Below are 26,731 nucleotides of genomic sequence, written 5' to 3'. Positions count from 1 at the left end.
CCCGCGGCACGGACCGCGACACGGACCGCGACACGGACCGCGGCACGGTGCTCGGCGCGGCTCACGGGGTGGTTCGCGGCGCGGCTCACAGCAGGGTCCTCGGGCGCACGGCGTTCGCGCGGTCCACCAGGGCCCGCCGCGCGGCGCGGTCCACGGTGTGGCGCGCCAGCTCGCGGTACAGCCCGTCGAGGCGGGCGCGCACGTCCCGCTCGGCCAGCCGCGCGCCGAGCAGGCGCACCGGCTGGGCGGGGGTCCCTCCGGCGAGCAGCCAGGCCAGCGCGCTCTCCAGCACCTCGGCCGCCAGCCGCGACCGCTCGAGTTTCAGCGCCTGCACCCGGTCCCCGGCCAGCCCCAGGTCCCGCTCGGTCAGGTCCGCCGGGTCCCGCTCGCGCACGGTGGCCGTCACCGCCGCGACCTGCGCCGCCACGTGGTGGCTGGAGATGGCCGGCACCGAGTCCAGCACGTCGATCGCCCCGGCGCGGTCGCCCTGGCCAAGCCGTACCCGGGCCAGCCCGAACGCCGCGCTGACGTACGACCGGTCGGTGCGCCACACCGTCTCGTAGAACCGCGCCGCCTCCGCGTTCAGCCCCTCGCACTCCCCGGCGAAGCCGAGCGCGAGCTTGGGCGCGGCCTCGCCGGGCAGCTCGCCGTACAGCCGGTCGAACCCGGCGCGGGCGTCGCCGAAGCGGCCCTCGGCCAGGTCCAGCACCGCGCGGTACCAGTCGTCGCGCCAGTCGCCCCGCGTCGTGCCGGTGATCTCGCGCAGGTTGGCCAGCGCGTGGTTGTCGTCGCCCTGCTCGGCCCGGACCCGCGCCAGCGACAGGAAGATCTCCGGGGCCCGCAGGGGCGCGGCGGCGAGCGCGGTCGCCAGCTCCCCGTGCCGCAGGCTCGCCACCCCGGCCAGGAACCCCGCCACCGGGTCCCCGGGGTCCACCAGCGGGACCGGCAGCGCGGTGGCCGCCGCGACCGGCGTCAGGACGGCGGTGACGTCGGCCACGCCCGCGTGCTGCTCGGGCCCGAACAGCGTGGACGGCGCCGGCCGGGGCGCCCCGTCCTCGGCGGCCAGCACCTCGCGCAGCACCCCGGTGAGCTGGTCGGCCATCTCTCCCGCGCTCTGGAACCGGCGCCGCGGGTCCCGGTGCGTGGCGCGCCGCAGCAGCCGGTCGTACGACTCGTGGGCCGACAGCACGGGCACCTGGTGGCGGGGCGGCAGGTCGTGGGCGTACGTGCCGCTGTAGCCCTTGAACGGGAAGCTGAGCACGGCGAGCGTGCGGCCGACGGTGTAGAGGTCGGAGCAGACCGAGGGGCCGTCGGCGGCGATCTCCGGGGCCTGGTAGCCGACCGTGCCGAAGATCGGGGTCTCGTGGGTGACGTCCTTGAGCCGCAGCACCGCGCCCATGTCGATGAGCTTGAGCTGCTCCTCGGACTGGATCACGTTGTCCGGCTTGAGGTCGCAGTACACGAGGCCGCGAGCGTGCAGGTGGCCGAAGGCGCGCAGCACCTCCAGGGCGTACGCGATGGCCTGGCCGAGCGGCAGCGCCGCGTCCGGGCCCTCCTGCTCGCGCCGCCGCTTGAGCACGTCCTTGAGCGACTGCCCGCCGACGTACTCCATCACGATGTACCCGCTGGTGGTGGCCCCGCCGGGGTCCGGGTGCCGCACGAAGTTGTAGATCTTGACGATGTTGGGGTGCTCGATCTCCGCCAGCGTGGCGCGCTCGGCCGCCGCCGCGGCGTGCGCGTCGGCGTCGCCGCTGTCCAGCAGGCCCTTGAGCACCACCCAGCGGTCGCTCACGTTGCGGTCGCGGGCCAGGTAGATCCAGCCCAGCCCGCCGTGCGCCAGGCAGCCGAGCACCTCGTACTGCCCCGCCACCAGGTCGCCGGGCCCCAGCTTCGGCGTGAACGAGAACCGGTCCCCGCACGCGGGGCAGAACCCCTCGGGCCGCCCCCGCCGCCCGCCGTGGCTCCGCCCGACCGGCCCGCCGCACTTGCCGCAGAAGCGCTTGTCCTCGGCGACCCGGGCGTCCTTCATCACCGCCTGCGACGGGTCCCGCCACGGGACCGGCGGCACCTCCACGAGCCCGGCTCCGAGCGTGCCGCGCCGCACCGCCCCGGTCCCGCGGGTCCCCCCGGTGGAGCCCGTACGGCTCGCGCCCGGCGCCGCGGCGCCGGAGAACGAGCCCCCCGAGAACGAGCCCCCCGAGAACGAGGCCCCGGAGAACGAGGCCCCGGAGAACGCCGGGCCGGAGGACCCGGCGGCGGCGGGGCCGGGCGGGGTGCCGGGCCGCGCGGCGCCCTGGGCGACGAGCCCGGCCGACGCGGGGGAGGGGACCGAAGCCCCGGCGGGCCCGGAAGCCCCGGCGGACCCGGAGGGCGCGCCCTGCCCGGCGGGGGCGGAAGGGGCGGCGGGCGCGGGGGCCAGGCCGCAGACGGTGCAGTATCCGTCCTCGACCGCGCCGCCGCAGCCGGGTTGCGTGCACCTGGTCATCGCGCGGCCCCCTCTCCGCCGAGCGCCCGCCGGTACTCCGCGAGCGCGGCCGTGGCCGCCCGCAGGTCGCAGGGCGCGGTCCACAGCAGGTCGTGGGCGCGCCGGTGCAGCTCGGAGACCCGCAGGTCCTCGGCGTACCCCAGCCGCGCCGCCTTGGCCCGGTAGGCCCCGAGCCGCCCGCGCAGCTCGTCCCTCCGGTCGAGCAGTCCCCCCGCCGAGTCCCGCACGGCCCGCACCCTCCGCAGCGCGTCGTCGGCGGACCGTTCGAGCTCGCCCGCGCGCCGCGCCAGCTCGGCCCACCGCCCCCGCTCCCGCAACGAGTCGAGCGCCGCGAGCCGTTCCCGCAGCGCGGCGGACAGGCGGGGGACCTCCGGCGGGGACACGTTCGCGATGCGGCCGACCACCCGCGCGCGCAGCGCGGCCGCCTCCTCCTCGGCCACGGCCACCTCGTCCACGCGCCCGCCGAGCTCGCGCCGCCGCTCGCCGTAGCCCTCGCGCAGCCGTACGGCCTCGGCCAGCACCGCGCGCAGCGCGCCGATCTCGCCGGTCAGCCGGTCCAGGCCGGAGGTGTCGGCGTGGCCGTCCCGCACCAGCGACAGCGGGTCCCCGCGCACCAGCGCCCGCGCCGCGTCCAGCTCGCGCTCCAGCCGCCGCGCCCGGCCGATCTCGGGCGTCTCGCCGTACGGCGGGGCGCCCGCCCCGGGCGGGACGAGGGCGGCGAGGTGCGCGCGGGCCTCCTGCCAGGCCTTCTCGGCGGCCTCCAGCCGGGGGAGCAGCCCGGACCAGGCGGCGTCGGCCGCGGCGACGACGGCGGTGGCGGTGTCGAAGGCGGCGCTCATGCGGGTCAGCGCCCCGGCGAGCGTCACGTGCTCGCCGGCGTCGCCGAGCAGCCCGGCGCGCTCCAGCGGCAGGTCCTCGCGGGGCGTCTTCACGGAGGGCCCGGTGATCAGGAAGGTCAGCTCCTCCAGCTCCTCCGGGCCGGGCCGGCCGGCGCACAGCTCCTCGGCGCGGTCGAGCACGGTCTGGTAGGCGTCGAACAGCCGCCACAGCGTGGTGATCGCGGCGTCGGCCTCGCGCCAGCGGCGCTCGGTGACGCCGGTGAGCGCGCCGCCCTTGAGCAGGCGGTGGGCGAGGTGGTCGTTGAGCTCCAGGAGCCGGGTGGAGATGCGCTCCCGGTCGGTCCGCAGCCGGGCCAGCGCGTGTTCCACTCCCTCCCGGCTCATGGGCGGACCCGCGTGGCTCACCAGTGACCCCCGTGCTGAACGTGCCCCCCGGCCGCTGTGGCGCGTCTGACCGTGCGCGCCCGGCGGCACGCCGGATCGCCCACGTCTGGCGCGGACGCACACGCCAGAGTGCATTGTCGCGAAATAGTCTGACGAATCCGGGCTTCCGGCGCTACCCCCGCGCGAGTGTGGCGGCACGGGCAGGCCGCCGTCCCGAGGGGGACGGCGGCCGGGGCCCGCTGCACCGGGGGCCTAGTCGGTCAGGCGGGGCGCCGCCATGTGGGCCATGCTGTCGAGCTTGTGCACCCGCTCGTCGTGGCCGATCTGGCGCATCAGGTCCGCCACGGAGTCGTAGCGCCCGTACTCGGCGGCGTAGGCGCCCGGGTCGGGCCGGTGCTCCAGCTCGGGGTTCTCGGCCACGAACTCCATGTAGGAGTGCTCGGCGTGGTCCTCGAACTCGGCGTTGAGGCGGTAGCTCCACTCCGGCTTGACCAGGAACAGGATCCACGAGACGTGGTAGTAGAAGAACGAGATCGCCCACGGCGCGGCCCGGTGCAGCAGCCAGCTCTGGCGGTGCCCGTCCCGCTGGACGAGGTCCTGCATGATCAGCAGGTGCCACTGCTCGTTGTCCTGGTCCGAGCGCGCCTCGACGATGCGCTCGAACACCCGCCGGGCCAGGGCGGACCGGCCGCGGTACCGGTGCACCGCCCAGTACCCCACCCGCTCCCACGCCTGGTACGGCACCCGCGCGATCGTCTCCAGCATCGCGAACTTGGTGAACGAGCCGCGCTTGCCGTACAGCAGGTCCACGGGGGCGAACATCATCCTGGAGAGCAGGCCGTACTTCATGCGCGGCGTCTCCAGGGTCTCGATCTGCGCGGCGCGGAGGTCGTGGCGGTCGAGCTTGACCGGACCGGCCGGGGCCTCGGGGCGGTTCATCGTGATCGTCATCGGGCTTCCCTCTCTCTCGGCGACACACAGATCGTCGCCGCCGGACCCCCGCCCGGTCGTCCGCCGCCGGAGGTCTCTCGCGTTGCCTCCCCGGGGGTAAGGCGCGGCCTCCCCCTACGCCCGGCAGCGGAGGGGACGTCCCCTAGGGGGTGGAGGGGGGCGCCGCGGCCCCTTCTCGGGGCCGTCCCGCAGGCGGGGCCGGTGACCTGGGGTTCCGATCTCCCCGGCGGGCGCGCGGGCCCCGGGTCGCCGGGGCCGGCCCCGGCGCGGGGCGCGCGGCGGCGGGTCCGCCGCGCGGGGGACGGGACGCCGCGGTGAGGGCCGCGGCTGCGCCCGGGCGTGTAGTCCGGTGTACACCCGAGGTCAGCAGGACTTCACCCAGGCGCACTCCACGTGGGCCGTGCCGGGCGCCGTCCGCAGCGGGGCGCGGGGCGTGAGCGCGCCGCCGGCGGGCTCGTCGCGGCGGAAGCGCGCCAGCCGTACGGCGATCGCGTCCTCCACGTCCCTGGGCGCGGCGGTGAGGTGGTGGTTCAGCATGATCGAGAAGATCAGGTCCTCGCCGCCGGCGGAGCGGACGTACCCGGACAGGGAGCTGACCGAGGTGAGCGTGCCGGTCTTGGCGCGCGCGTTCCCCGCCGCCGGGGTGCCCCGCATCCGCGAGCGCAGCGTGCCGCCGGTGAGCCGGTCCTCGTCCCCCGCCACGGGCAGCGCGGCCAGGAACGCGGGGAACCACGGCTCCGACCGCGCCGCCTCCAGCAGCCGGGCCAGGTGCGCGGGCGAGACCAGGTCGGCGCGGGAGAGGCCGGAGCCGTCGGTGGCGCGCAGCCCGGTCAGGCCGCGCCCGCGCAGGTACCCCTCCATCGCGCGCAGCCCCGCGGCCCAGGTCCCGGCGCCCTCCGCCTTCCGGCCCATGCTCTTCACCAGGATCTCGGCGATCATGTTGTTGGAGAGCTTGAGGTACGGCACGGCGACCGCCGACAGCGGGGCCGACTCGCGCGCGGCCAGCTCGGAGGCGCCGGCGGGGGCGGCCCGCCGCACCGTGGGACCGGTGATCCGCACCCCGTGGCGGGCCAGCGCGCGCCGGAACACGTCGGCGGCGTACGCCGTCGGGTCCCAGACGCTCATGTACCTTTTGACCTCGGGCGACCCGGGCGCGATCGACCCGCTCACCGTGATCGCGGCCGACCCGTGCGCCCGGTCCACCGTGATCGAGGAGCCGGTCCCGCCGGTCGTGGCCCGGTTCACGATCCGCACGGCGCCCGTCTCCGGCGTCAGCGTCACCCGCGCCGGCCGCCCCGCCGCCCCCGGCCGTACGGTCACGATGACCGCCCCGGCGTCGTAGTCCTCGTCGGGGGACACCGTCAGCGCCGAGATCGGGGCCGAGTAGGCGTACGGCTCGTCGTCCCAGGCCCAGAACGGTCCCAGGCGCACGTCGTCGAACCAGGTGTCGTCGGCCACGAGCCGTCCCCGGACCGTGCGCACCCCGCTCGCGGCCGTCTTCGCCGCCAGCTCGTCATAGGCCCGCGCGGTCGCGGTCGGGTCGCCCGTGCCCTTGAGGACCAGGTCGCCGCGCAGCGCGCTCCCGTCGCGCTCCCCGGCGGCCAGCACCGCCGTGCGGAACCGGTGACCGGGCCCCAGGATCGCGAAGGCCGCCGCCGCGGTGAGCAGCTTCTCGTTGGACGCGGGCGTCATCAGCGCCGAGGCGTCGCGCTCGTAGAGCACCTCCCCGCTCCCCGCGGCCCGCACGACCACCCCGGCCCGGGCGGTCGCGAGGCGCGGGTCGGCCAGGATCCGGTCGAGGTCCTGCCGCAGGGACGCGGGCCCGGCCCGCTCCCCGGAGACCGGCGCCCAGGGCCCGGCGAGCAGGGCCCCGGCGGCGGCCAGGGCGGCGAGGACACGAGGCAGAGAGCGCATGGCACCTCCCGGAGAACGGACCCCTTCCCCGCCCACTCAACCACCGCCCCCCGCCCCGCACCCGGGAATCGGCCGAGCCCCGGCGCGCGGGGCGGCGAGGGCCGGGATACCTTGGGGGGCCGTGGAACGGGGAAGGGGCGCGGGGTGCGGGTGATCAGGGGCGGCGGCTCCGCCGAGCTGGAGATCAGGAAGTCCCGGTTCGTCTGCACGCTCGCCCGGGTCGGGGACGAGGCGGAGGCGGTGGAGTTCCTCGCCGCGCACCGGCGGGCGCACCGGGACGCCACGCACAACTGCACCGCGTACGTCGTGGGGGAGTTCGGGGAGATCACCAAGAGCAACGACGACGGGGAGCCCGCGGGGACGGCGGGGATCCCCATGCTGGAGGTGCTCACCCGGCGCGGGCTGACCGGGACGGCGGCCGTGGTCACGCGCTACTTCGGGGGCGTCAAGCTCGGCGCGGGCGGCCTGGTCCGGGCGTACGGCCAGGCCGTGTCGGCGGCGATCGACCGGGTCGGGGTGGCCGAGCGGCGGCGCGTCGTGACGGTCACCGTGACGCTGGAGCACGCGCGGGCCGGCCGGTTCCACAACGACCTGCACGCCTCGCCGTACGTCCCGGGCGAGGTGAGGTACGGCCGGGCGGTCGAGACCGACGTGCGCGTGCCCGAGGCGGACCTGGCCGGGTTCGAGACGTGGGCGGCCGAGGTCACCGCGGGGCACGCGGAGATCCGGCGCGGCGCGGCGGGCCACGTCGAGGTGCCCGTGGAGTGACCGGGCCGGCCGGGCCGGCCGGGTCAGCCGGTGCGGCGCGGGGCGCCCACCTGGAGATGGTCGAGCAGGTGGCGGGTGGCCTCGGCGACCTCCCGGACCGCCCGGTCGAACACCTCGGCGTTGTGGGCGGCGGGGGCGCGGAAGCCCGAGATCTTGCGGACGTACTGCAGCGCGGCCGCGTGCACGTCGTCGTCGGTGACGTCGGTGGCGTACGGCTCACGCAGGGTCTTGATGCTGCGGCACATGCCCCCGACGTTACGTCACCCCACCGACGGAATCGGCCGGCCCCGCCAGACGCGCTCCCCGTCGACCTCCTCCCCGGTGAGGGTGAGGCCCGCCCGCGCGGCCACCCTCTCCGAGGCGGTGTTCCCCGGGTGGACGTTCGCCGAGACCTCGGCCGCGCCCTCGCCGTACAGCCAGCGGACCAGGGCGGTGGCGGCCTCTCCTGCGTATCCCCGGCCCTGGTGCGGGAGCCCGATCACCCAGGCGGCCTCGGCGGTCCAGCCCTCGCCGCGCCGGTGGATGGTCGCCTGGACGGTGCCCACCGGGCGGGAGTCCCCGCGCAGCCGCACGATCCAGTTGCGCCACAGCACGTCCGGGTCCGGCGATCCGGCCGCCAGCCGCCGGTATCGCCACACCAGTTCCTCCTCGGTGGCCGGGCGGCCGCCGATGAACTCGTGCAGCTCCTCAGCGCCCAGCACCGCCGTCATCTCGGCGGCGTCCTCCTCGCGGAGCGGCGTCAGCAGCAGCCTCTCCGTCGTGATCACCGTCTCGTCGAACGCGCCCACGTCACCCCGTTCCTCAGCCGGGCCCCCGGGGCCCGGGACCGACACGATAGCCGCCCCTGCGCAGCGCCGCGCGGGCGGGCCAGGCCGGGGATGGCGGTGCGGCGCGACCACGACGCGGACGGGCCGGACGGCCGGCGGCGCGGCGGGCGGGGCCGGGACGCGTCCAGGCGGGTCGGCGGGCGAGCCCGGGCCCGGGAGGGGCGGCCGATAAATGGGTGGCGCCCGCCGATCATGCGCGGTTAGCGTGTGAGGCGTACCGGCGAATCGGAGGGACACCATGGGCACGTGCGAGGCGAGCATTCTGGGGGCGGCGCTCCCGGGCGGCCTGGCGCTGCTCGGTCCCGCCGGATAGCGGCCGCCCGTTCGCGGAGGCCGCCCCGGGTGAAACCCGCCGGGCGGTCTTTTCGTTGGACCGGCAGGAGCTCTCGCGAAGGCCTCGCGGGCTCTCCCGCGGGAGGCCGCTCGGGGGAGAGGGCGACCGGATCGCGAGTCCGTGGCTGCGCGGACGGGGGTGGCGTCCCCCGCGCGGCCGTCCGGGCTCACCGCGCCGTGGGACGGGACGACGCCGCCCCGGCCCACGGCAATACCCCCATACCGGCACGTCCCGGCCCGCCCTCGCCGGACGTCCGCGCGTCCGTGGCCCAACCGGCAGAGGCGCCGGCTTGAGGAGCCGGAGGCTGCGGGTTCGAATCCCGCCGGGCGCACGACCACAGAGCCGCCCTGGCCCAACAGGCAGAGGCGCCGCGTTCAGGACGCGGAGGATCCGGGTTCGAATCCCGGGGGCGGCACGGCGACCGGCATGCAGGCCCCTCAGGCGTCGTAGTCCAGGGTGAGTTCCGGGGTGGTGGGATAGGACTGGCAGGTGAGGACGTAGCCGGCGGCGAGTTCCGGCTGCTCCAGGGCGAAGTTGCGGCGCAGGTCCACGGCGCCGGAGGTCACGCGGGCCCGGCAGGTGCCGCACACGCCGCCCTTGCACGCGAACGGCAGGTCGGGACGGCTGGCCTGTGCCCCCTCCAGGACGCTCCGGTCGTACGGCAGGGCGCAGACGGTGGCGCGGCCGTCCAGCACGACGGTCGCCCGCGCGGACGCGCCCTCCGCGCCCGGCTCGGGCCCGCGCACCGGCGCGGGGGGCTCCTCGCCGGCGTGGAAGAGCTCGCGGTGGATCCGCTCCGGCGGGACGCCCAGCCCGTCCAGGACCTCCCGGACGCCGCGCACCATGCCCTCCGGGCCGCACAGCCACCAGTGATCCACGCCGCCCACGTCGAGCAGGGCCCCCGCCAGCAGCGCGAACCGCTCCCCGTCCAGCCGCCCCGACAGCACCGCCGCGTCGCGGGGCTCGCGCGAGAGCACGTGCGCGAGCTGGAACCGCCCCGGGTGCCGGTCCTTCAGGTCCGCCAGCTCGTCGGCGAACATGACCGTGTCCGTGCGGCGGTTGCCGTAGAACAGCGTCACCCGCGCCGCCTCGTGCGCGGCGAGGACCGACGCGGCGATGGAGATCATCGGCGTGACCCCGGACCCGGCCGCGACCAGCACGTGGTGCTCCGGCGTCCCCAGCTCCGGCGTGAACGACCCGGCCGGCGTCATCACCTCCACCTCGTCGCCCGGGCGCACCTGCCGGACCAGCCACGACGAGAACAGCCCGCCCGGCACCTCGCGCACGCCGATGCGCGGCGCGGCCCCGGCGGGCGCGCAGATCGAGTAGGAGCGGCGCTCGTCCCGCCCGTCCAGCTCCCGGCGCAGCGTGAGCGTCTGGCCGGGCGCGAAGGAGTACGCCGGGGCGAGCTCGGCGGGCACGTCGAAGGTGACGGCCACCGCGTCCTCGCACAGCCGCTCCACCCCCGCCACCCGCAGCGGGTGGAAGCGGGGCCGGGTGCGCCGCGCCCGCGGAACCGCGGCCCCGTCAGCCTCCATCGGACCCCCGTCCCCTCCGCCGCGCATCAGATCTCCTTGAGGTGCTCGAACGGCTCCCGGCACTCCGCGCACCGCCGCAGCGCCCGGCAGGCGGTCCCGGAGAACCGCGCCACCTCCTCCGTGGCCCGCGACCCGCACCGGGGACAGGGCACGGCCCGCCGTACCGGTCCCAGGGTCAGCGGCACCGGGCCCCGGCCCGGGGGACGCGGCCCCGGCGGGGCGATCCCGTGCTCGGCCAGCGCGCGGCGGCCCGCCGGGGTGATCCAGTCCGTCGTCCAGGGCGGGTCCAGCACCGTCCGCACCCGCACGTCCGCGAACCCCGCCTCGCGCAGCCGCGCGTCCACGGTCGCCCGCATCTCGGCCAGGGCCGGGCACCCGGAGTACGTCGGCGTGAGGCTCACCGTCACCGCCCCGGCCGCGTCCGCCTCGACGCCCCGCACCACCCCGAGGTCGGCCAGCGTGAGCATCGGCAGCTCCGGGTCCACCACGCGCGAGACCACCTCCCGCGCCCGCTCGGCGGCCCGCTCCGCGGCGTCGCCGGCCGCGCCCGCCGCACCCGCCAGGCCCGCCGTCTCCTCCGCGGCGCGCGTTCGCCCGGCCGTCCCGTCCGCGGCCGTGCGGCCCGCCGTCCCGTCCGCCCCGCTCACCAGACCGCTCCCGGGTGGGCGCGCGCCACGCTCTGGAGCTCGGCGAGGAGCGGGGCCAGATGCCCGGTGTGGTCGCCGTCGCGGCCGGACCCCGGGACCGGGGCGGCGCCCGGCACGGCGAGGCCGGTCTCGGACGCGACCAGCGCCAGCGCCTCCTCCACCGGCTCCCGCCCGGCGGGCGCGGCGGCGTACAGCTCGGGCAGCCAGGGCGCGACCTCGCCCAGGGCCCGCCCCATGCGGGCGCGCGACTCCTCGGTGCCGTCCCCGAGGCGTACGGCCCAGCCGGCGGCGTACTCCCGGTGGTACGCCAGCTCCGGCACGGCCTTGGCGGCGACGGCGGCCAGCACCGGGTCGGGGGAGGAGGTCAGCCCGGCCAGCTCGCCCAGCCGCCACGACGACAGGACCAGCAGCCGCGCGACGCTGAAGGCGAAGTCGCCGTTCGGCAGCTCGGCGAGGCGGACGTTGCGGAACTCCTCCGGCCCGCGCAGGTAGGCGAAGTCGTCCTCGCCGCGCCCGGTCCCGTCGGCCCGCCCGGCGCGGGAGTACAGCAGCCGCGCCTGCCCGAGCAGGTCCAGGCCGATGTTGGCCAGCGCCGTCTCCACCTCCAGCTCCGGCGCGCGCGTGCACCACTCGGCCAGGCGCTGCGCCGAGACCAGCGCGTCGTCGCCCAGCGTCACGCACCGCGTCGCCAGGTCCGCCCGGGCCGCCTCGTCCAGCCCGGCCGGGAACGCGTCGTCCACCCCGTGCAGCGGGTCCTCGAACCCGGTGCCGAAGGCCCACCTCGCGTCCCCGCCGGCCGCCGCCAGCGACTGGTAGGCGTTCTCGTCGTCCATCCCGGTCTCCCCTCCGCCGGCTAGATGTGGGGGACGTCGCCGGGGATGTCGTAGAACGTCGGGTGGCGGTACACCTTGTCGCCGCTCGGCGCGAAGAAGGGGTCCTTCTCGTCCGGGGACGACGCGGCGATCGCGTCCGACCGCACCGCCCAGATGCTCACGCCCTCGTTGCGCCGGGTGTACAGGTCGCGGGCGTGCAGCAGCGCCATGCGCTCGTCGGGGGCGCGCAGCGAGCCCACGTGCACGTGGTTGAGCCCGCGCCGCCCGCGCACGAAGATCTCGAACAGCGGCCACTCGGCCTTCACGCCGCCCTCCCCCCGGCCGCGCGCTTGGCGGCGTACGCCGCGGCGGCCTCGCGCACCCAGGCCCCCTCCTCGTGGGCGGCCCGCCGCCGCGCGATCCGCTCGGCGTTGCACGGCCCGTCCCCCGAGATCACCCGCTTGAGCTCGGCCCAGTCGGGCTCGCCGAAGTCGTAGTGCCCGCGCCCGGCGTTCCACCGCAGCCCGGGGTCCGGGAGGGTCACCCCCAGCCGCTCGGCCTGCGGCACGGTCATGTCCACGAAGCGCTGCCGCAGCTCGTCGTTGGTGTGCCGCTTGATCTTCCAGGCCATCGAGCGCGCGGTGTTCGGCGAGTCGGCGTCCGGCGGGCCGAACATCATCAGCGACGGCCACCACCACCGGTTCACGGCGTCCTGCACCATCTCGCGCTGCGCGGGGGTGCCGCCCATCATGGTCATCAGCAGTTCGTACCCCTGCCGCTGGTGGAACGACTCCTCCTTGCAGATCCGCACCATCGCCCGGCCGTACGGCCCGTAGGAGGTGCGGCACAGCGGCACCTGGTTGCAGATGGCCGCCCCGTCCACGAGCCACCCGATCACGCCCACGTCGGCGAAGCTCAGCGTCGGGTAGTTGAAGATCGAGGAGTACTTCTGCCGGCCGCTGATCAGCCGCTCGGTCAGGTCGTCGCGGTCGGCCCCCAGGGTCTCGGCCGCCGAGTAGAGGTACAGCCCGTGGCCCGCCTCGTCCTGCACCTTGGCGAACAGGATCGCCTTGCGCCGCAGCGAGGGCGCCCGGGTGATCCACTCGCCCTCCGGCTGCATGCCGATGATCTCCGAGTGCGCGTGCTGCGCGATCTGCCGGATCAGCGTGGCGCGGTACCCCTCCGGCATCCAGTCGCGCGGCTCGATCCGCCGGTCCTTGCCGACCGTCTCCTCGAAGCGCTCCAGCAACTCCCGCTCGGTCATGGCACTCCGTCTCCCGCCCGTCCCCGTTCGCTCCCCGCCGCTTTCCCTACCGACCGTTCATTCGGTAATTAGTCTCACCCATGCCGCGCCCCGCCCGCAAGTGCCCGATATGCCGTACGGCGTCCCGCCCGTCCCCCGGGTGATCTCGCGGGCCCGGTACGGCGTCCCGCCCGTCCCTCTCCGCGGCCTCACCCGCGCCCCCTACGGCGTCCCGCCCGCCGCGCCCCGCCGTACCGGGGAGGGAGCGGGCGGGCGCCGGGGTCAGGGCCAGGTGTAGAAGCCCCGCCCGGTCTTGCGGCCCAGGTCGCCCCGGGCCACCATGTCGCGCAGCAGGCGCGGCGGGGCGAAGCGCTCGCCCAGCGTGGCGTGCAGGTGCTCGGCGATGGCCAGCCGGACGTCCAGGCCCACCAGGTCGGTCAGGCGCAGCGGGCCCATCGGGTGGCGGTAGCCCAGGCGCATCGCGTCGTCGATCGCGGCGGGCTCCGCCACACCCTCCTCCACCATGCGGATCGCCTCCAGCCCCAGGGCGAGCCCCAGGCGGCTGCTGGCGAAGCCGGGGGAGTCCTTGACCACCACGTCCTTCTTGCCCAGGGCGTGGGTCCAGCCGAGGGCGGCGTCCAGGGTCTCGCGGGACGTGCCCGGGTGGACGACCAGCTCCACCAGCTCCGAGGCCGGCACCGGGTTGAAGAAGTGCATGCCGAGGAACCGGCCGGGCCGGGCCAGCGCCGCCGCCAGCTCGGTGACCGGCAGCGAGCTGGTGTTGGTGGCGAGCACGGCGTCCTCGCCCACGGCGCGCTCGGCGGCGGCGAGCACCCGCGCCTTGAGCGCGGCGTCCTCGGGGACCGCCTCCACGACCAGCGCGGCCCCCGGCGGCAGGTCCTCCACCCGCGAGGTCGTGACGAGCCGCGCCAGGACGCGCTCGGCCGGCTCGGCCGCCGCGTTCCGCTCGGCGGCCTTGCGCAGCCCGTCCCCGACCCGGGCGCGCACGCCCGCGGCCCGCTCCTCGTCCGCCTCCACGACCACCACGCGCGACCCGGCGGCGGCGAAGCTCTGCGCGATGCCGGAGCCCATGCGCCCCCCGCCGATCACGCCGACCTGATCGGGCACCCCGGTCACGGCCCGGCCCTCCTCTTCTCCAGGAACCGGCTCATCCGGTCCCGCTTGTCCGGCCCCTCGAACAGCACCGCCTGCGCCAGGTCGTCGGCCACCGGATGCCCGCCGGGGGAGTCCACGACGAGCTTGGTCAGCCGCAGCGCCGCCGCCGACGAGCGGGCCATGCGGTCGATCAGCGCGTGCGCCTCGGCCTCCAGCGACTCCGCCGGGACCACGTCCAGGACCAGCCCGGCCGCGAGCGCCGCGGCGGCGTCGAGGGTGCGCCCGGCCAGCAGCACCTGCTTGGCGACCGACGCCCCGACCAGTTCGGCCAGCCGCCAGCACGCCCCCGCCCCGGCGATGATCCCCAGCCCCGGCTCGGGGTTGCCGAACACCGCCGACGGCGAGGCGATCCGCAGGTCGCAGGCGTACGCCAGCTCCGCGCCGCCGCCGAGCGCCCAGCCGTCCACCGCCGCCACCGTCGGCATCGGCAGCCGGTGCACCCGCTCGAACAGCCGGCTGTTGATCCCCCGCAGCGCCTCCTCCCGGCCGCGCCGCAGCAGCTCGCCGATGTCCGCGCCGCCCGCGAACGCCCCGCCGTGCCCCATGAGCAGCAGGAACCTCGGCTCCCGCTCCAGCAGGGCGCAGACGGCGTGCAGTTCCTCGACCATCTCGCCGCTGATCGCGTTGCGCGCCTCCGGCCGGTGCAGCGTCACCGCCACCCGGTCGGCGCGCTCCTCCACCAGCAGCGTCCGGAAGCTCACGCCGCGCCCCGCCCGCTCACGCCGTACGGCGCCCGCGCGGCGGTGCGGCGCCGCGCGCCCGCGCCGTACGGCCGGGCGGGGTCAGGCACGGGCGGGCTCCGCGTCCGCGTCCTTGTCCGGGGCGGGGACCGGGCGGCGCGCCTGGATCACCGTGAAGCGGCCGGTCACGAACGCCGGATCGGACAGCGTCGCGCTGGCGGCCGGGTTGGCGGCGCTGCCGTGGAAGTCGCTGAACGCCGCCGACTGGTTCACGAAGACGCCGCCCGTGAGGTTCTCCGACAGGTGCACCCCCGCGTCCAGCGCGGCCTCCTCCGCCGCCCGCAGCACCTCCTCACGCGTGGAGTGCACCGCGGCCGTGAGCGCCCCGTGCCGGCGCACGGTCTCCCGGAAGATCCGCAGGCTCTCGTCGGTGGAGTCCGTCGCGATCACGAATGACACCGGCCCGAACCACTCGCGGGTGTAGACCTCCCGGTCGGCCGCGTCCAGCAGCGCGACCAGTGGCGTCCGCACGTCCGCGTCCGGGTGCTCGGGGTGCTCGACCCGGGCCGACGGGCGGATCGTCCGGCCGGCCCCCGCCGCCTCGGCGATCCGCGCCCGCACGCCGTCGTTCACGATCGCCCCCAGCGTGCCGGCCGCCCGCGCCGGATCGCCCAGCATCCGGTCCAGCGCCGCGCCCAGGTCCGAGGCGAACTCCTCGGGCGAGCGCACCCCCTGGTCCGTGGTCAGGCCGTCGCGCGGGATCAGGAGGTTCTGCGGGGTCGTGCACATCTGCCCGCTGTAGAGGGCCAGCGAGAACGCCAGGTTCCCCAGCAGCCCCTTGTAGTCGGCGGTCGAGTCCAGCACGACCGTGTTCAGCCCGGCCTTCTCGGTGTGCACCACGGCCTGCGGCGCGTTGCGCTCCAGCCAGTCGCCGAACTCCGTCGAGCCGGTGAAGTCGATGATCCGCACGTCCGGGTGCGTCGCCAGCGCCGCCGCCGTCCGGTCCTCCGGGCCCTCGGCCGCGAGGATCACCAGGTCCGGGTCGAACCCGGCCTCGGCCAGCGCCTCGCGCGCGATCCGCACGGTGATCGCCAGCGGCAGCACGGCGCGCGGGTGCGGCTTGACGATCACCGGGTTGCCGGTCACCAGGCTCGCGAAGATCCCCGGGTAGCCGTTCCAGGTCGGGAACGTGTTGCAGGCGATCACCAGGGCGACCCCGCGCCCGACCGGGGTGAAGCTCTTGTCCAGCTCCAGCGGCCCGCCCTTGCGCTGCGGCTTGCTCCAGCGCGCCGACTCCGGGTGCCGCCGCTGCGCGTCCCAGGCGTAGGCCACGGCCTCCAGGCCGCGGTCCTGCGCGTGCGGCCCGCCCGCCTGGAACGCCATCACGAACGCCTGCCCGGTCGTGTGCTGCACCGCTTGCGCGATCTCGAAGGAGGCCGCGTTGATCCGGGCGAGGATCTCGGCCGCGACCCCGGCCCGGGTGTCCGGTCCCGCGTCGCGCCAGGCCGGCACGCCCTTCCGCGCCGCCGCGACCGCCTCGTCCGGCTCCACCCTGGGATAGGTGACCTCCAGCGCGAAGCCGTACGGAGACACCTCGGTCGCGGGGGTGCGGCCCTGGCCGGGGTGCCCGGGCAGGTCGAACGGCCGGCCGAGGTGCGCGCGGAACGCCTGCTCGCCCTGGGCGGGCGCGGCCTCGCCGTACACCGAGGTGCTGGGCGACTCGGGGTACGGCGACCAGTAGTCGCGGCTGCGGGTCGCCTCGATGGCCCTCTCCAGGAGGTCGCGGTGCCGGGCGAAGAAGTCGGGTCGTTCGGACATGAGCTGCCACCCCTTGACAGAAGGTTCCGCGGGCTGGATTACTGGGTCCCGCGTCAAGCTAACCGAATGTTCGGTCGGTTAACAAGGATCGCGAGGTGCTCATGGCCGCCGACGCGGGACCCGCCCATCGCATGTTCGCCGCCGACGAGGCCTCCCGCGCGCTGGGCATCGAACTGCTCGACGCCGCCGACGGGCAGGCCCTGCTGCGCATGACCGTCACCCCCGCCATGGTCAACGGGCACGGCATCGCCCACGGCGGCTACGTCTTCCTCTTCGCCGACACCGCCTTCGCCTGCGCCTGCAACAGCCGCGGCCCCGTCACCGTCGCCGCCGGGGCCGCCATCGACTTCCTGGCCCCCGTGCGCGCCGGGGACGAGCTGCTGGCCCACGCCCGCGAGCGCGCCCGGCGCGGCCGCGGCGGGCTGTACGACGTGACCGTCACGCGCGGCGGCGAGACCGTGGCCGAGTTCCGCGGCCGCAGCCGCACCCTGCGAGAGGAGGGGGAGGGGCCCGCATGACCGCCACCGGGACCGCCGGCGGGGCCGCCGCGCTCGACGAGGGCGAGCGCCTGACCCCCGGCGAGCTGCGCGACCTCCAGCTCCGCCGCCTGCGCGCCACCCTCGCCCACGCCTACGGCAACGTGGAGCGCTGCCGGCGCGCGTTCGACGCGGCTGGAGTCCGCCCCGGCGACCTGCGCGACCTGGCGGACCTGGCCAGGTTCCCCTTCACGACCAAGGACGACCTGCGCGAGGCCCACCCCTTCGGGATGCTGGCCGTCCCCCCGGAGCGGGTGCGCCGGATCCACGCCTCCAGCGGCACCACCGGCACGCCGATCATCGCCGGGTACACCGAGCGCGACCTGTCCACGTGGGCGGACGTCATGGCCCGCTCCCTGCGCGCGGCCGGCGTCCGGCCCGGGCACAAGGTCCACGTCGCCTACGGGTACGGCCTGTTCACCGGCGGCCTCGGCGCGCACTACGGGGCCGAGCGGCTCGGCTGCACGGTCATCCCCGTCTCCGGGGGCATGACCGCCCGGCAGGTTCAGCTCATCCGCGACCTGCGGCCCGAGGTCGTCATGATGACCCCGTCGTACATGCTGGCCCTGCTCGACGAGTTCGAGCGGCAGGGCGAGGACCCGCGCGAGTCCTCGCCGCGCATCGGGATCTTCGGCGCGGAGCCGTGGACCGAGGAGATGCGGCGCGAGATCGAGGAGCGCGCCGGGCTGGACGCCGTGGACGTCTACGGCCTGACCGAGGTGATCGGGCCCGGGGTCGCGCAGGAGTGCGCGGAGACCAAGGACGGCCCGCACGTCTGGGAGGATCACTTCTACCCCGAGATCGTGGACCCGCTCACCGGCGCCGTCCTGCCCGAGGGGGAGCGCGGCGAGCTGGTCCTCACCTCCCTCACCAAGGAGGCCATGCCGGTCGTGCGCTACCGCACCCGCGACCTGACCCGCCTCCTCCCCGGCACCGCGCGCCCGGCGTTCCGCCGCATCGAGAGGATCACCGGCCGGAGCGACGACATGATCATCGTGCGCGGGGTGAACCTGTTCCCCGGCCAGATCGAGGAGATCGTGCTCCGCGTCCCCGGCCTGTCCCCGCACTTCCGGATCGAGCTCACCCGCCGCGGCCGCCTGGACCACCTCACCGTCCGCGCCGAGGCCCGCCCCGGCCTGATCGCCCGCGACGAGGCCGCCGCGATGCTCGCCCGCGAGATCAGGGAACGGCTCGGCCTGACCGCCGAGGCGGCGGTCGCGGACCCCGGGACGCTCGAACGGTCCGAGGGCAAGCTGCGCCGGGTCCACGACCTGCGCGGGCGGTGAACCGGACCGATGCGCAGCTTTGCCACAATGCCCCCATGAGCACTGCGTCCCCGTCCCCGGCGAAGAGCGCGCCGGAGCCGAAGTCCCCGCCGGGCCCCGGCGCCCGCCGCGGCAGGCCCGGCTACGACCGCGACTCCCTGCTCGAGGTCGCGGTCGGGGTCTTCAACGAGCGCGGCTACGACGGCACGGGCATGGAGGAGCTCGCCCGGCGGCTGGGCATCAGCAAGTCCGCCATCTACCACCACGTCTCCGGCAAGGACGAACTCCTCGAACTCGCCGTCAACCGCGCTCTGGACGCCCTGTTCGCCGTGCTCGACGAGGAGCGCGCCCGCCCCGGCGACGCCACCTCCCGCCTGGAGCGGACCGTACGGCGGAGCGTGGACGTCCTGGCCGCCGAACTGCCCTACGTCACGCTCCTCCTGCGCGTGCGCGGCAACAGCGACGTGGAGCAGCGCGCGCTGGACCGCCGCCGCGACTTCGACCACCGGGTCGCCGCGCTGGTGGCCGAGGCCGCGGCCGAGGGCGGCGTCCGCGACGACATCGACCCCGGCCTGATCAGCCGGCTCCTGTTCGGCACGGTCAACTCCCTGGCCGAGTGGTACCGGCCCAGCGGCGCCCTGCCCGCCTCGGCCGTCTCCGCCGCCCTGACCGCCATCCTCTTCGACGGGCTGCGCGGCCCCCGGCGGACCGGGACATAGGATCGGGGCGTGACGCCGCTGGAGTTGCTCGCCGGGCCGGGGCCGCTGCTCGCCCTCGCCCTGGTGGCGGCCGTCGCGCTCGCGTTCTGGGCCCGCGCCGCCGGGCTGGTGCGCCCCGCGCCCCCCGCCCCCGGCCCCATCGCCCTCCCCGGCCACGCCGACCTGCCCGTCTCCGTGCGGCTGCGCCGCCCCGGCGCCCCGGGACGCCCCCGTCCCCGTGCCCCGGGAGCGGGCCGCGCGGCCGCCTGACGCCGCCTTCCGGCCGTACGGCGGCCGCCTCCGTCCTGTCACCCGGCCCGGCACGCGCCCGGGCCGTCCCCGACGCACGGAAGGCCCGTACCTCGTGTTCGCCATGCCCGGCCCCGCCCTGCTCGACGCGCCCGTCACCCTCGTCCACGACCTCGTCGCCGCGCTCACCGGCGCCGTCGCGCCCGTCGCGGGGGAGCACGCCGCGGCCCTCGCGATCGTGCTGTTCGTCGCGGCCCTGCGGCTGCTCCTGCTGCCGCTCGGCTTCGCCCAGGCCCGGGGCGAGGCCGCGCGCCGCCGCCTCATGCCCGAGACGGAACGGCTCCGCCGCCGCCATCGCGCCGACCAGGACCGCCTGCGGCGCGAACTGGCCGCGCTGTACGCGAAGGAGAACGCCACCCCGTTCGCGGGCTGCCTGCCCGCCCTGGTCCAGGCGCCCGTGTTCATGGTCGTCTACCGGCTGTTCATCGCCCCGGTGATCGGCGGCCACCCCAACGCTCTGCTCGCCCACCAGTTCCTCGGCGTCCCACTGGGCCAGCACGTGACCACCGTCGTCGCCGCCGGGTCCGCGGGCCCGATCCTGGTGTTCGCCGCCCTGTTCGCCCTGCTCGCGGCGGTGGCCTGGTGGAGCTCCCGCCAGGCCCGCGCCCACGCGGCCGTCCCGGCCCCCGCGCCCGAGGGGTCCCCGCAGGCGTACGCCGCCCGCCTGGCCCCGCTGCTGCCGTACGGCATGCTCCTGGTCGCGGCCGTCGTGCCGCTGGCCGCGGCGTTCTACCTGCTGCTGAACACCGCCTGGACGACCGCCGAGCGGGCCGTGCTGCGGTCGCGCCTCGCCGCCGCGGCGTGACGGGGTGACGGGGCCTGACGGGGTGACGGGGCCTGACGGGTGAGACGGGGCCGGGGAGGCCGCCCGCGCACGGCGGCGCGGCCTCTCCGGCCCCGCGTACGGCCTCAGGCCGCGCTCTCGCGGCCCGCCCTCCCGCGGGGGCGGGCCAAGGGGGTCACTGGACCCAGAGTTCCCAGCCGCGCAGGGTGCGGCTGCACTCGTAGTTGTCGTAGCGGTCGCTGTTGACCAGGTAGTGGCCGATGCGGCCGCACTCGGCCTCGGTGGAGTAGACGGCGTACAGGCGCCACGGGGCGGCGGCGCCCGCGACGGTCCCGGCGGCGGAGGCGGGGGCCGTGGCGGCGAGGGCGGGGGCCGAGGCCGTGAACAGTGCCGCCCCGGTCGCGGCGGCGGCGAGCGCCCCCGTGATCAGTCTCCTCATCGGTGATCCTTCCTGTCGTGGGGTTGCCAGACGTAGATCACGTACCTGGGAGATCCTTCACGGCGCAGGAGGGCGAATTCCACTCCGAAAACCACAAAAAGGGCATCGGGGGCGTGGGTCGGCACGAGGAGTGGAAGCGGGCGTGACCACCGCGCGACGCCCCTGGGAACACGAGCGGGAAAGGCGGGCCGGGGAACGCGGGCCGGGAAGGGGGGCCGGGGGATCGCGGGCCGGGAAGGGGGGCCGGGGGATCGCGGGCCGGGAAACACAGCGGGCCCCTGGGGCGACGACCGTCGATCGTCACTCCAGGGGCCCGTCACGTGGGCGATACTGGGATTGAACCAGTGACCTCTACCGTGTCAAGGTAGCGCTCTCCCACTGAGCTAATCGCCCGGGCTTGTTTCCGAGGTGGAGACGGGATTTGAACCCGTGTACACGGCTTTGCAGGCCGTTGCCTCGCCTCTCGGCCACTCCACCAGGAAGGCCTCGCAAGACCTCTCCGAGCGGACGACGGGATTCGAACCCGCGACCCTCACCTTGGCAAGGTGATGCTCTACCAGCTGAGCCACGTCCGCGTGACCTCCGGGGCGTTCCCGCTCCGGCGTCGCGTAAAGAACTCTAGCGGATACCGGGGGATGCCCAAAACCGGAACTCAGGCGAGCCTGCCGACCTGCTCGGCGTACCAGGTGATCCCGGCGACGTGAGCGGCGATCTCACGCAGCGTCCAGTTGGGGTCGCGCGGCGCGTCCCACGCCTCCGGCCCGGCCGCCGCGTAGCGCCAGACGTACGCCTGTCCGAGGCGCGACCAGCGGGAACGCGCCCGGGCGAGGTCGAGCTCGGTGAAGCGCGCCCAGTCCGCGTCCAGGGTGACCGCGCGCCCGTGCCACTCGTCGGGGATCGTCGGCTCCCCCGCGAGCAGCGCCTCGGCCTCCGCCAGATGGTCGATGAGGTGGTCCTGGATCCGGCGCGCGGCCTTCGCGGGGGTCCACAGGTTCCCGCTGCCGGTCACGACGGGCCGGCCGTCCCAGGCGAGCCAGGTGGCGGCGATCGACAGGCACTCGCCGACGGCGGCGGCGACGAGCAGGCCCGGGTTGCGGCCGGCGGCCCGGTCCCGGGCGGCGGGGTCCGGGGCGCAGGCCGGGACCGGGGCGGCGGGCTGAGCAGGGGGCTGAGCAGGGGGCTGAGCAGGGGGCTGAGCAGGCGTTCCGTTCACGCTTCGATGCTGGCCGAAGGATGTTTGGGCTACCGTCGAAACATGCCCGCACCGCAGCACGTCGCGAACGACGCCGAGATCGCCCCGGTGGCCGCGCTGATCGCCGACCCGACCCGGGCCGCCATGCTGACCGCGCTCCTGGACGGGCGGGCGCTCGCCGCCGGGGAACTGGCCAGGCTCGCCGGGGTCTCGGCCGCGACCGCCAGCGCGCACCTGTCCCGGCTGCTCGACGGCGGCCTGGTGACCGTCGTCCGGCAGGGCCGCCACCGGTACTACCGGCTGTCCGGGCCGGACATCGCCGAGGTGCTGGAGGTGCTCGCCCGGATCAGCCCGCGCCCCGCCGTGCGCGGCCTGACGCAGTCCCGGCAGGCGCGGCGGCTGGAGGAGGCGCGGACCTGCTACGACCACCTGGCCGGGCGGGCCGGGGTGCGGCTGCTCGGCGCGCTCCTGGACGGGGACCACCTGGACGAGCGGGCGGACGCCTACGAGCTGACCCCGGCGGGGGAGGAGACCCTGGAGGCGCTGGGCGTGGACGTGCCCGCGGCCCGGCGCGCGCGCCGCCGGTTCGCGCCGCCCTGCCTCGACTGGACCGAGCGCACCCCGCACCTGGGCGGCGCGCTCGGCGCGGCGGTGACGGCCGCGCTGATCGAGCGCGGCTGGTTCGAGCGCACGCGCGAGCCGCGCGCCCTCCGCGTCACGCCCGAGGGGCGCAGGGGCCTGGAGGAGCACTTCACCGGGCGGATGGCCCGAGAATAGACGCGTGACCGCTTTCGCCCACATCGGCGGACGTCTCGCCACCCGGCTCCGCGACGTCACGACGGACCTCGGCGCGCTCGAATCACGCGGCTGGTGGGCCGTCGTCGTGACGTACGAGGGCAAGGTCGCCTGCGCCCGCTTCGACGACGTCAGGCGCGCGCCCCTGACCGCCGCGGGCGAGTGGGCCGGGCCCGCCCCCGGCGACTGGACGTCCTCCCTGGACCGCGAGGCGTACACCGAGGGGGTCGGGCGCATCCGCGGCCACATCGAGCGCGGCGAGGTCTACCAGGCCAACCTGTGCCGGATCCTGTCCGCGCCGCTGCCCGACCCCTCCCGCGCCGACCCCGCCGCCCTGGCCGTACGGCTGGCGCGCGGCAACCCCGCGCCGTACGCCGCCACCGTGCACGTCCCCGGCCTGACCGTGGTGTCGGCCTCGCCGGAGCTGTACCTCTCGCGCGACGGCGACGTGATCGAGTCGCGGCCGATCAAGGGCACCGCGCCCACCGCCGGGGAGATGCTGGAGAAGGACCACGCCGAGAACGTCATGATCGTCGATCTGGTCCGCAACGACCTGGGGCGGGTCGCCGAGACCGGCTCGGTGAGCGTCCCCGCGCTGTGCGCCCTGGAGGAGCACCCCGGGCTGGTGCACCTGGTCTCCACCGTCCGGGCGCGGCTGCGCGCCGGGGCGGGCTGGCCCGAGCTGTTCGAGGCCACGTTTCCCCCAGGGTCGGTCACCGGCGCGCCGAAATCGTCCGCCCTGCGCGTCCTCGAACGCCTCGAACGGCACCCGAGGGGGCCATACTGTGGGGCTGTGGGATGGGTCGACGCCGACCGGCGCCGCGCCGCGCTCGCCGTCGGCATCCGCACGTTCTGGATCGAGGAGGGCGTGCTGCGCTTCGGCACGGGGGCCGGGATCACCTGGGCCTCCGACCCGCGGGCGGAGTGGCGGGAGACCGAGCTCAAGGCGTCCCGGCTGATCGCCCTGGCCTCCGGGCCGGGCGCGGCGGACGGCGGGACCCCGCCCGCGCGGCCACGGTGACACCGGCGCGGCCTTCCCGGCCACCCCGGTCAACCTGACCGTCCAGACCACGCAGACCATCCAGACCACGCAGACCACGCACACCACGCACACCACGCACACCACGCAGAGCACGCAGAGCACGCAGACCACCCGGGCCAGCCGGACCGGCGGACCATCCATCGAGGAGACGACGACATGACAGCGGACGCGGCCGAACCCCGCAGGGAGTCCCCCATCTGGGTCAACGGGATCCTGCTGGAACCCGGGAAGGCCGTGGTCTCGGTGTTCGACCACGGGCTCATGGTGGGCGACGGCGTGTTCGAGACGATCAAGGCCGTCGCCGGGCGGTCCTTCGCGCTGACCCGCCACCTGGAGCGCCTGCGCCGGTCCGCCGAGGCCATGGGCCTGCCCGAGCCGGACCTGGCCGCCATCGCCGACGGCGTGAACGCGGTCCTGGCCGAGTCGCCGGCCTGGCCGCTCGCCCGCGTCCGCGTCACCTACACCAGCGGCCCCGGCCCCCTCGGCTCCGACCGCGGCGACGTGGGCGCGAACGCGATCGTCATCGCCGGCGAGCAGAAGCCGTTCCCCGCCACCGGCGACGTGGTCGTGGTGCCGTGGCCGCGCAACGAGCGCGGCGCGCTGTCGGGCGTCAAGAGCACGTCGTACGGCGACAACGCCGTCGCCCTGGCCTACGCCAAGAAGCGCGGCGGCGGCGAGGCGATCTTCCAGAACCTCGCCGGGAACCTGTGCGAGGGCACGGGCAGCAACGTCTTCCTCGTCCGCGACGGCCGCCTGGTCACCCCGCCGCTGTCGTCCGGCTGCCTCGCCGGCGTCACCCGCGCCCTGGTCCTGGAGTGGTCCGGCGGCGTGGAGGAGGACGTCCCGCTCTCCGCGTTGTACGAGGCCGAGGAGGCCTTCCTCACCTCCACCACGCGGGACGTCCAGCCGATCCGCGCCGTGGACGGCCGCCTCCTCCCGGCCGCGCCCGGCCCGGTCACCGCCGAGGCCATGAAGGTCTTCGCCGAGCGCTCGGCCGCCGACCTCGACCCGTGACCCCCTGAGGCCCCCGGAGACGCCGCGCCCGCCGTACGTCACGGAGGGGCGGGCGCGGCGCCGTACCGGCTCGGGGGGAGCGGGTCACTCCTTGTAGGAGGTCTGGGTCTGGGCGTTGAGCTCGGTCGTCCGGACCGACTCGGCGGAGGCCGCCGACGGGTGGGTGATCTTCAGGACGTCCAGGCCGTGCTGGATGTCGCTGGAGTAGACGTGGCCGTTGTAGTAGTACGCGGACCAGGACCCGGCGAGGCTGTCCCCGCGGAACGCGGCGCGGTCGAAGTACCCGATCTCCTGGACGTTCTCCGGGTCGGTGAAGTCGAAGACCGAGACGCCGCCCTGGTACCACGCCTGGACCATGATGTCGCGGCCCTTGGCCGGCACCAGGTTGCCGTTGTGCGCGACGCAGTTCTCCCCGGGCTCCTGGTGACGCGGGATCTTGAAGTAGCCGCGGAACCTGAGCCTGCGCCCGTCGCCCTCGCCGACGATGTCGTACACCCCGTCCGCGCCCCGCTTGGGGCCGATGGCCTGGGTGCACACGGCCGAGGTGCCGCCGCCGAGCTCGTCGGTGAACACGACCCGGTCCGCCTCGTTGTTGAACGTGGCCGAGTGCCAGAAGGCGAAGTTCTCGGTGTCCTGCACCCGGTCCAGGACGCGCGGCGCGGCGGGCTTGGAGATGTCCAGCAGGATCCCGTCGCCCATGCACGCCCCGGCGGCCAGCCGCTTCTCGGGGTAGACCGTGATGTCGTGGCAGCCGCTGGTCTCGTCGAAGGGGCCCAGGTTCCCCTTCTGGCCGCCGTCCTTGAACAGCACGGGGGTGGCCACCACCTTGGCGGCGGCCGGGTCGTCGCGCGGGACCCGGATGATCGAGATCTTGTCGTGCGGCGGCTCGCAGCCGGTGAAGCCCTCCTGCGGGCCGTACGAGGAGACGTAGACGTAGACGTCGTCGCCGTCGGGCAGCAGGGTGTGCGTGTGCGAGCCGCAGTCGGTCCGGACGGCGGCCACGAAGCGCGGCTGCCGGACGTCGCTGATGTCGAAGATCCGGATGCCCTCCCACGCGCCGCCCGGGCCGGGGCCGCCGTCGGCGCTCTCGCAGCTCTCCCCGGTGCGCGGCTCGTCGACCGACAGGAACAGCAGTTTCCCGCTGACGGAGATGTCGTTCTGCGAGGCCGGGCAGACCACCTGGCTCACGACGCGGGGGCGGGCGGGGTCGGCGATGTCGTAGACCGTGAAGCCGCCGTAGTTGCCGACGAAGGCGTGGTTGCCCTGGAAGGCCAGGTCGGAGTTCCACGCGCCCCGCTGGTCGAACGGCGCCCGCTTCGCCCCGAGCGCGACGTGCCGGATGTTGCTCGCCTGCTGCGGCGGCGGGGTGGCGGCTCCCGCGGCCGGCGCGGACGCCGGCGGGGAGGGCGAGGGGCTCTCCGGGGCCGCCGCGGGGACGCTCGTGCAGGCGGTCAGGCCCGCGGTGAGGAGGGCGATCAGGCCGAGTACGGCGCTGCGCCTGGTTTTCGCCACAACACGGCCTCTCACTTAGGCTGGACGTGATCGTATTTGCCCAAGTATGGAAGTTTTGTGAGGCGACTGGCAACGAGACGGGCTCTCGCGGGGGTCGCCCTGGCGTCCGCCGCCGCGTGCTCGGCGGCCCCGCCCCAGGGCGGCGTCGTGCCCTCGTCGGGCCCGCCCGTCGTCGCCCCCGCCGGCCCCGGAGAGGCCGCCCGCACGGCGGCGCCGGGGGAGCGCGTGCCGCTCGGCGGGCCCGCCGCCAACGCGGCCGACGTCCTGTTCGCCGAGCGCATGATCCCCCACCACGCCCAGGCGCTGCGCATGACCGCGCTCGCGGCGAGCCGGGGCGCGAGCCGTACGGTCAAGGCGCTGGCGGCGCGGATCGAGGCGGCGCAGGGGCCGGAGATCGTCGTCATGCGGTCCTGGCTGGCGGACCAGGGGCGCAGGCCGCCGGACGGCCACGGCCACGGCGCGGAGCCGATGCCGGGCATGGCGACGCCCGGGCAGCTCGACGCGCTGGCCGGGGCGTCGGGGGAGGAGTTCGACCGGTCGTTCCTGCGGCTGATGATCGCCCATCACGAGGGCGCGCTCACGATGGCGCGCGAGGTGCTCAGGGACGGGCGGGACCGGCGGATCCGCGCGCTGGCGCGCGACGTGCTCTCGGGGCAGACCGCCGAGATCTCCCGGATGCGGGCGCTGCTGCGCTGAGCGGGCGCGCGGGACCGGGGCGGCGGCGCGCGG

General features: G+C 76.0%; 27 protein-coding genes and 5 tRNA genes. 12 read left to right on the top strand and 20 right to left on the bottom strand.

Annotated features, from left to right (window positions below; all coding sequences use genetic code 11):
• Positions 1 to 85: 85 nt before the first annotated feature.
• From D5H75_RS05875 to dacB, 4 genes are all read right to left on the bottom strand, one after another.
• Positions 86 to 2,485, bottom strand: a complete 2,400-nt coding sequence (locus D5H75_RS05875) for a serine/threonine-protein kinase (protein ID WP_119925336.1) — start codon at positions 2,483 to 2,485, stop codon at positions 86 to 88.
• On the bottom strand, positions 2,482 to 3,708 hold the full coding sequence (locus D5H75_RS05870; RefSeq protein ID WP_242454011.1) for a hypothetical protein: 1,227 nt from the start codon (positions 3,706 to 3,708) through the stop codon (positions 2,482 to 2,484). The genes D5H75_RS05875 and D5H75_RS05870 overlap by 4 nt, the downstream gene beginning before the upstream one ends.
• A 252-nt stretch (positions 3,709 to 3,960) precedes the next feature.
• The gene (locus tag D5H75_RS05865; RefSeq protein ID WP_119925335.1) at positions 3,961 to 4,659 is read right to left on the bottom strand and encodes an alternative oxidase; all 699 of its coding nucleotides are present in this window, start codon (positions 4,657 to 4,659) and stop codon (positions 3,961 to 3,963) included.
• 363 nt (positions 4,660 to 5,022) lie between these two features.
• Positions 5,023 to 6,573, bottom strand: coding sequence for a D-alanyl-D-alanine carboxypeptidase/D-alanyl-D-alanine endopeptidase (gene dacB / locus D5H75_RS05860; RefSeq protein WP_119925334.1), 1,551 nt, complete (start codon positions 6,571 to 6,573; stop codon positions 5,023 to 5,025).
• A 144-nt stretch (positions 6,574 to 6,717) separates the two neighbouring features.
• Here dacB and D5H75_RS05855 point away from each other — a divergent pair, with 144 nt between their 5' ends.
• On the top strand, positions 6,718 to 7,341 hold the full coding sequence (locus tag D5H75_RS05855) for a YigZ family protein (RefSeq protein ID WP_119925333.1): 624 nt from the start codon (positions 6,718 to 6,720) through the stop codon (positions 7,339 to 7,341).
• A gap of 23 nt (positions 7,342 to 7,364) precedes the next feature.
• Here D5H75_RS05855 and D5H75_RS05850 read toward each other — a convergent pair whose 3' ends face one another.
• The gene (locus D5H75_RS05850) at positions 7,365 to 7,586 is read right to left on the bottom strand and encodes a DUF2277 domain-containing protein (RefSeq protein WP_119925332.1); all 222 of its coding nucleotides are present in this window, start codon (positions 7,584 to 7,586) and stop codon (positions 7,365 to 7,367) included.
• 15 nt (positions 7,587 to 7,601) lie between these two features.
• A complete protein-coding gene (locus D5H75_RS05845; protein ID WP_242454010.1) occupies positions 7,602 to 8,129 on the bottom strand; it encodes a GNAT family N-acetyltransferase in 528 nt (175 codons plus the stop codon).
• Between the two features lie 630 nt (positions 8,130 to 8,759).
• Here D5H75_RS05845 and D5H75_RS05840 point away from each other — a divergent pair.
• Positions 8,760 to 8,833, top strand: a tRNA-Leu gene (locus D5H75_RS05840).
• Between the two features lie 10 nt (positions 8,834 to 8,843).
• Positions 8,844 to 8,917 (top strand) — tRNA-Leu (locus tag D5H75_RS05835).
• A 22-nt stretch (positions 8,918 to 8,939) separates the two neighbouring features.
• On the opposite strand, the gene paaE is transcribed toward D5H75_RS05835, so the two are convergent.
• The 8 genes from paaE to paaN form a co-directional block, all read right to left on the bottom strand.
• Positions 8,940 to 10,040, bottom strand: a complete 1,101-nt coding sequence (paaE, locus tag D5H75_RS05830) for a 1,2-phenylacetyl-CoA epoxidase subunit PaaE (protein WP_119925331.1) — start codon at positions 10,038 to 10,040, stop codon at positions 8,940 to 8,942.
• A 26-nt stretch (positions 10,041 to 10,066) separates the two neighbouring features.
• Positions 10,067 to 10,540 carry a 1,2-phenylacetyl-CoA epoxidase subunit PaaD gene (paaD, locus tag D5H75_RS05825; RefSeq protein ID WP_242454086.1) on the bottom strand — a complete coding sequence of 158 codons (474 nt, stop codon included), beginning with the start codon at positions 10,538 to 10,540 and terminating at the stop codon, positions 10,067 to 10,069.
• 143 nt (positions 10,541 to 10,683) lie between these two features.
• Positions 10,684 to 11,520 carry a 1,2-phenylacetyl-CoA epoxidase subunit PaaC gene (paaC, locus tag D5H75_RS05820; protein ID WP_119925330.1) on the bottom strand — a complete coding sequence of 279 codons (837 nt, stop codon included), beginning with the start codon at positions 11,518 to 11,520 and terminating at the stop codon, positions 10,684 to 10,686.
• A 20-nt stretch (positions 11,521 to 11,540) separates the two neighbouring features.
• Entirely contained in the window at positions 11,541 to 11,825 is a 285-nt protein-coding gene (gene paaB / locus D5H75_RS05815; RefSeq protein ID WP_119925329.1) for a 1,2-phenylacetyl-CoA epoxidase subunit PaaB, read from the bottom strand.
• The gene (gene paaA, locus D5H75_RS05810; RefSeq protein ID WP_119925328.1) at positions 11,822 to 12,763 is read right to left on the bottom strand and encodes a 1,2-phenylacetyl-CoA epoxidase subunit PaaA; all 942 of its coding nucleotides are present in this window, start codon (positions 12,761 to 12,763) and stop codon (positions 11,822 to 11,824) included. The genes paaB and paaA overlap by 4 nt, the downstream gene beginning before the upstream one ends.
• A gap of 261 nt (positions 12,764 to 13,024) precedes the next feature.
• Positions 13,025 to 13,879, bottom strand: coding sequence for a 3-hydroxyacyl-CoA dehydrogenase family protein (locus tag D5H75_RS05805; RefSeq protein WP_119925327.1), 855 nt, complete (start codon positions 13,877 to 13,879; stop codon positions 13,025 to 13,027).
• Positions 13,876 to 14,619, bottom strand: coding sequence for an enoyl-CoA hydratase/isomerase family protein (locus D5H75_RS05800; RefSeq protein WP_119925326.1), 744 nt, complete (start codon positions 14,617 to 14,619; stop codon positions 13,876 to 13,878). Before D5H75_RS05800 ends, D5H75_RS05805 begins: the two co-directional genes overlap by 4 nt.
• 81 nt (positions 14,620 to 14,700) lie before the next feature.
• Positions 14,701 to 16,416 carry a phenylacetic acid degradation protein PaaN gene (gene paaN / locus D5H75_RS05795; protein ID WP_119925325.1) on the bottom strand — a complete coding sequence of 572 codons (1,716 nt, stop codon included), beginning with the start codon at positions 16,414 to 16,416 and terminating at the stop codon, positions 14,701 to 14,703.
• A gap of 101 nt (positions 16,417 to 16,517) precedes the next feature.
• On the opposite strand from paaN, the gene paaI reads away from it, so the two are divergent.
• The 5 genes from paaI (at position 16,518) to yidC (ending at position 20,029) form a co-directional block, all read left to right on the top strand.
• Positions 16,518 to 16,934 carry a hydroxyphenylacetyl-CoA thioesterase PaaI gene (gene paaI / locus D5H75_RS05790; protein ID WP_119925896.1) on the top strand — a complete coding sequence of 139 codons (417 nt, stop codon included), beginning with the start codon at positions 16,518 to 16,520 and terminating at the stop codon, positions 16,932 to 16,934.
• On the top strand, positions 16,931 to 18,238 hold the full coding sequence (locus tag D5H75_RS05785) for an AMP-binding protein (RefSeq protein WP_119925324.1): 1,308 nt from the start codon (positions 16,931 to 16,933) through the stop codon (positions 18,236 to 18,238). The genes paaI and D5H75_RS05785 overlap by 4 nt, the downstream gene beginning before the upstream one ends.
• A 35-nt stretch (positions 18,239 to 18,273) precedes the next feature.
• Positions 18,274 to 18,936, top strand: coding sequence for a TetR/AcrR family transcriptional regulator (locus tag D5H75_RS05780; RefSeq protein WP_119925323.1), 663 nt, complete (start codon positions 18,274 to 18,276; stop codon positions 18,934 to 18,936).
• A 9-nt stretch (positions 18,937 to 18,945) separates the two neighbouring features.
• The gene (locus D5H75_RS05775) at positions 18,946 to 19,185 is read left to right on the top strand and encodes a hypothetical protein (protein ID WP_119925322.1); all 240 of its coding nucleotides are present in this window, start codon (positions 18,946 to 18,948) and stop codon (positions 19,183 to 19,185) included.
• A 103-nt stretch (positions 19,186 to 19,288) separates the two neighbouring features.
• Entirely contained in the window at positions 19,289 to 20,029 is a 741-nt protein-coding gene (gene yidC, locus D5H75_RS05770; protein WP_119925895.1) for a membrane protein insertase YidC, read from the top strand.
• A gap of 154 nt (positions 20,030 to 20,183) precedes the next feature.
• Here yidC and D5H75_RS05765 read toward each other — a convergent pair whose 3' ends face one another.
• The 5 genes from D5H75_RS05765 to D5H75_RS05745 form a co-directional block, all read right to left on the bottom strand.
• On the bottom strand, positions 20,184 to 20,447 hold the full coding sequence (locus D5H75_RS05765) for a hypothetical protein (protein ID WP_119925321.1): 264 nt from the start codon (positions 20,445 to 20,447) through the stop codon (positions 20,184 to 20,186).
• 321 nt (positions 20,448 to 20,768) lie between these two features.
• A tRNA-Val gene (locus D5H75_RS05760) sits at positions 20,769 to 20,840 on the bottom strand.
• A gap of 13 nt (positions 20,841 to 20,853) precedes the next feature.
• Positions 20,854 to 20,924 (bottom strand) — tRNA-Cys (locus D5H75_RS05755).
• Between the two features lie 25 nt (positions 20,925 to 20,949).
• Positions 20,950 to 21,022, bottom strand: a tRNA-Gly gene (locus D5H75_RS05750).
• Positions 21,023 to 21,099: 77 nt separating this feature from the next.
• Positions 21,100 to 21,660 carry a hypothetical protein gene (locus D5H75_RS05745; protein ID WP_202637869.1) on the bottom strand — a complete coding sequence of 187 codons (561 nt, stop codon included), beginning with the start codon at positions 21,658 to 21,660 and terminating at the stop codon, positions 21,100 to 21,102.
• Positions 21,661 to 21,702: 42 nt separating this feature from the next.
• On the opposite strand from D5H75_RS05745, the gene D5H75_RS05740 reads away from it, so the two are divergent.
• The 3 genes from D5H75_RS05740 to D5H75_RS05730 all read left to right on the top strand — a co-directional run bounded on the left by D5H75_RS05740 (position 21,703) and on the right by D5H75_RS05730 (position 24,490).
• The gene (locus tag D5H75_RS05740; RefSeq protein WP_119925320.1) at positions 21,703 to 22,416 is read left to right on the top strand and encodes an ArsR/SmtB family transcription factor; all 714 of its coding nucleotides are present in this window, start codon (positions 21,703 to 21,705) and stop codon (positions 22,414 to 22,416) included.
• A gap of 4 nt (positions 22,417 to 22,420) precedes the next feature.
• Positions 22,421 to 23,455 carry a chorismate-binding protein gene (locus tag D5H75_RS05735; protein ID WP_119925319.1) on the top strand — a complete coding sequence of 345 codons (1,035 nt, stop codon included), beginning with the start codon at positions 22,421 to 22,423 and terminating at the stop codon, positions 23,453 to 23,455.
• Positions 23,456 to 23,632: 177 nt separating this feature from the next.
• Positions 23,633 to 24,490 (top strand): aminotransferase class IV, encoded by an 858-nt coding sequence (locus tag D5H75_RS05730; protein WP_119925318.1) that lies wholly within the window; start codon positions 23,633 to 23,635, stop codon positions 24,488 to 24,490.
• Between the two features lie 84 nt (positions 24,491 to 24,574).
• On the opposite strand, the gene D5H75_RS05725 is transcribed toward D5H75_RS05730, so the two are convergent.
• Entirely contained in the window at positions 24,575 to 26,002 is a 1,428-nt protein-coding gene (locus D5H75_RS05725; protein ID WP_242454009.1) for an LVIVD repeat-containing protein, read from the bottom strand.
• Between the two features lie 57 nt (positions 26,003 to 26,059).
• Between D5H75_RS05725 and D5H75_RS05720 the strand changes: the two genes are divergently transcribed.
• Positions 26,060 to 26,698: a DUF305 domain-containing protein gene (locus D5H75_RS05720; protein WP_119925316.1), complete on the top strand. Its 639-nt coding sequence runs from the start codon at positions 26,060 to 26,062 to the stop codon at positions 26,696 to 26,698.
• Positions 26,699 to 26,731 lie beyond the last annotated feature (33 nt).

The organism is Bailinhaonella thermotolerans, from assembly GCF_003594875.1.
GTDB lineage: Bacteria > Actinomycetota > Actinomycetes > Streptosporangiales > Streptosporangiaceae > Bailinhaonella > Bailinhaonella thermotolerans.
This window is presented reverse-complemented; position numbering and strand designations above follow the sequence as displayed.

What these genes read in the sequence shown, in the direction of transcription:
- D5H75_RS05875 (WP_119925336.1), bottom strand. Translation starts at nt 2,485, where the DNA reads ATGACCAGGTGCACGCAACCCGGCTGCGGCGGCGCGGTCGAGGACGGA.
- D5H75_RS05870 (WP_242454011.1), bottom strand. Translation starts at nt 3,708, where the DNA reads ATGAGCCGGGAGGGAGTGGAACACGCGCTGGCCCGGCTGCGGACCGAC.
- D5H75_RS05865 (WP_119925335.1), bottom strand. Translation starts at nt 4,659, where the DNA reads ATGACGATCACGATGAACCGCCCCGAGGCCCCGGCCGGTCCGGTCAAG.
- dacB (WP_119925334.1), bottom strand. Translation starts at nt 6,573, where the DNA reads ATGCGCTCTCTGCCTCGTGTCCTCGCCGCCCTGGCCGCCGCCGGGGCC.
- D5H75_RS05850 (WP_119925332.1), bottom strand. Translation starts at nt 7,586, where the DNA reads ATGTGCCGCAGCATCAAGACCCTGCGTGAGCCGTACGCCACCGACGTC.
- paaE (WP_119925331.1), bottom strand. Translation starts at nt 10,040, where the DNA reads ATGGAGGCTGACGGGGCCGCGGTTCCGCGGGCGCGGCGCACCCGGCCC.
- paaC (WP_119925330.1), bottom strand. Translation starts at nt 11,520, where the DNA reads ATGGACGACGAGAACGCCTACCAGTCGCTGGCGGCGGCCGGCGGGGAC.
- paaA (WP_119925328.1), bottom strand. Translation starts at nt 12,763, where the DNA reads ATGACCGAGCGGGAGTTGCTGGAGCGCTTCGAGGAGACGGTCGGCAAG.
- paaN (WP_119925325.1), bottom strand. Translation starts at nt 16,416, where the DNA reads ATGTCCGAACGACCCGACTTCTTCGCCCGGCACCGCGACCTCCTGGAG.
- paaI (WP_119925896.1), top strand. Translation starts at nt 16,518, where the DNA reads ATGGCCGCCGACGCGGGACCCGCCCATCGCATGTTCGCCGCCGACGAG.
- D5H75_RS05785 (WP_119925324.1), top strand. Translation starts at nt 16,931, where the DNA reads ATGACCGCCACCGGGACCGCCGGCGGGGCCGCCGCGCTCGACGAGGGC.
- D5H75_RS05780 (WP_119925323.1), top strand. Translation starts at nt 18,274, where the DNA reads ATGAGCACTGCGTCCCCGTCCCCGGCGAAGAGCGCGCCGGAGCCGAAG.
- yidC (WP_119925895.1), top strand. Translation starts at nt 19,289, where the DNA reads ATGCCCGGCCCCGCCCTGCTCGACGCGCCCGTCACCCTCGTCCACGAC.
- D5H75_RS05765 (WP_119925321.1), bottom strand. Translation starts at nt 20,447, where the DNA reads ATGAGGAGACTGATCACGGGGGCGCTCGCCGCCGCCGCGACCGGGGCG.
- D5H75_RS05740 (WP_119925320.1), top strand. Translation starts at nt 21,703, where the DNA reads ATGCCCGCACCGCAGCACGTCGCGAACGACGCCGAGATCGCCCCGGTG.
- D5H75_RS05730 (WP_119925318.1), top strand. Translation starts at nt 23,633, where the DNA reads ATGACAGCGGACGCGGCCGAACCCCGCAGGGAGTCCCCCATCTGGGTC.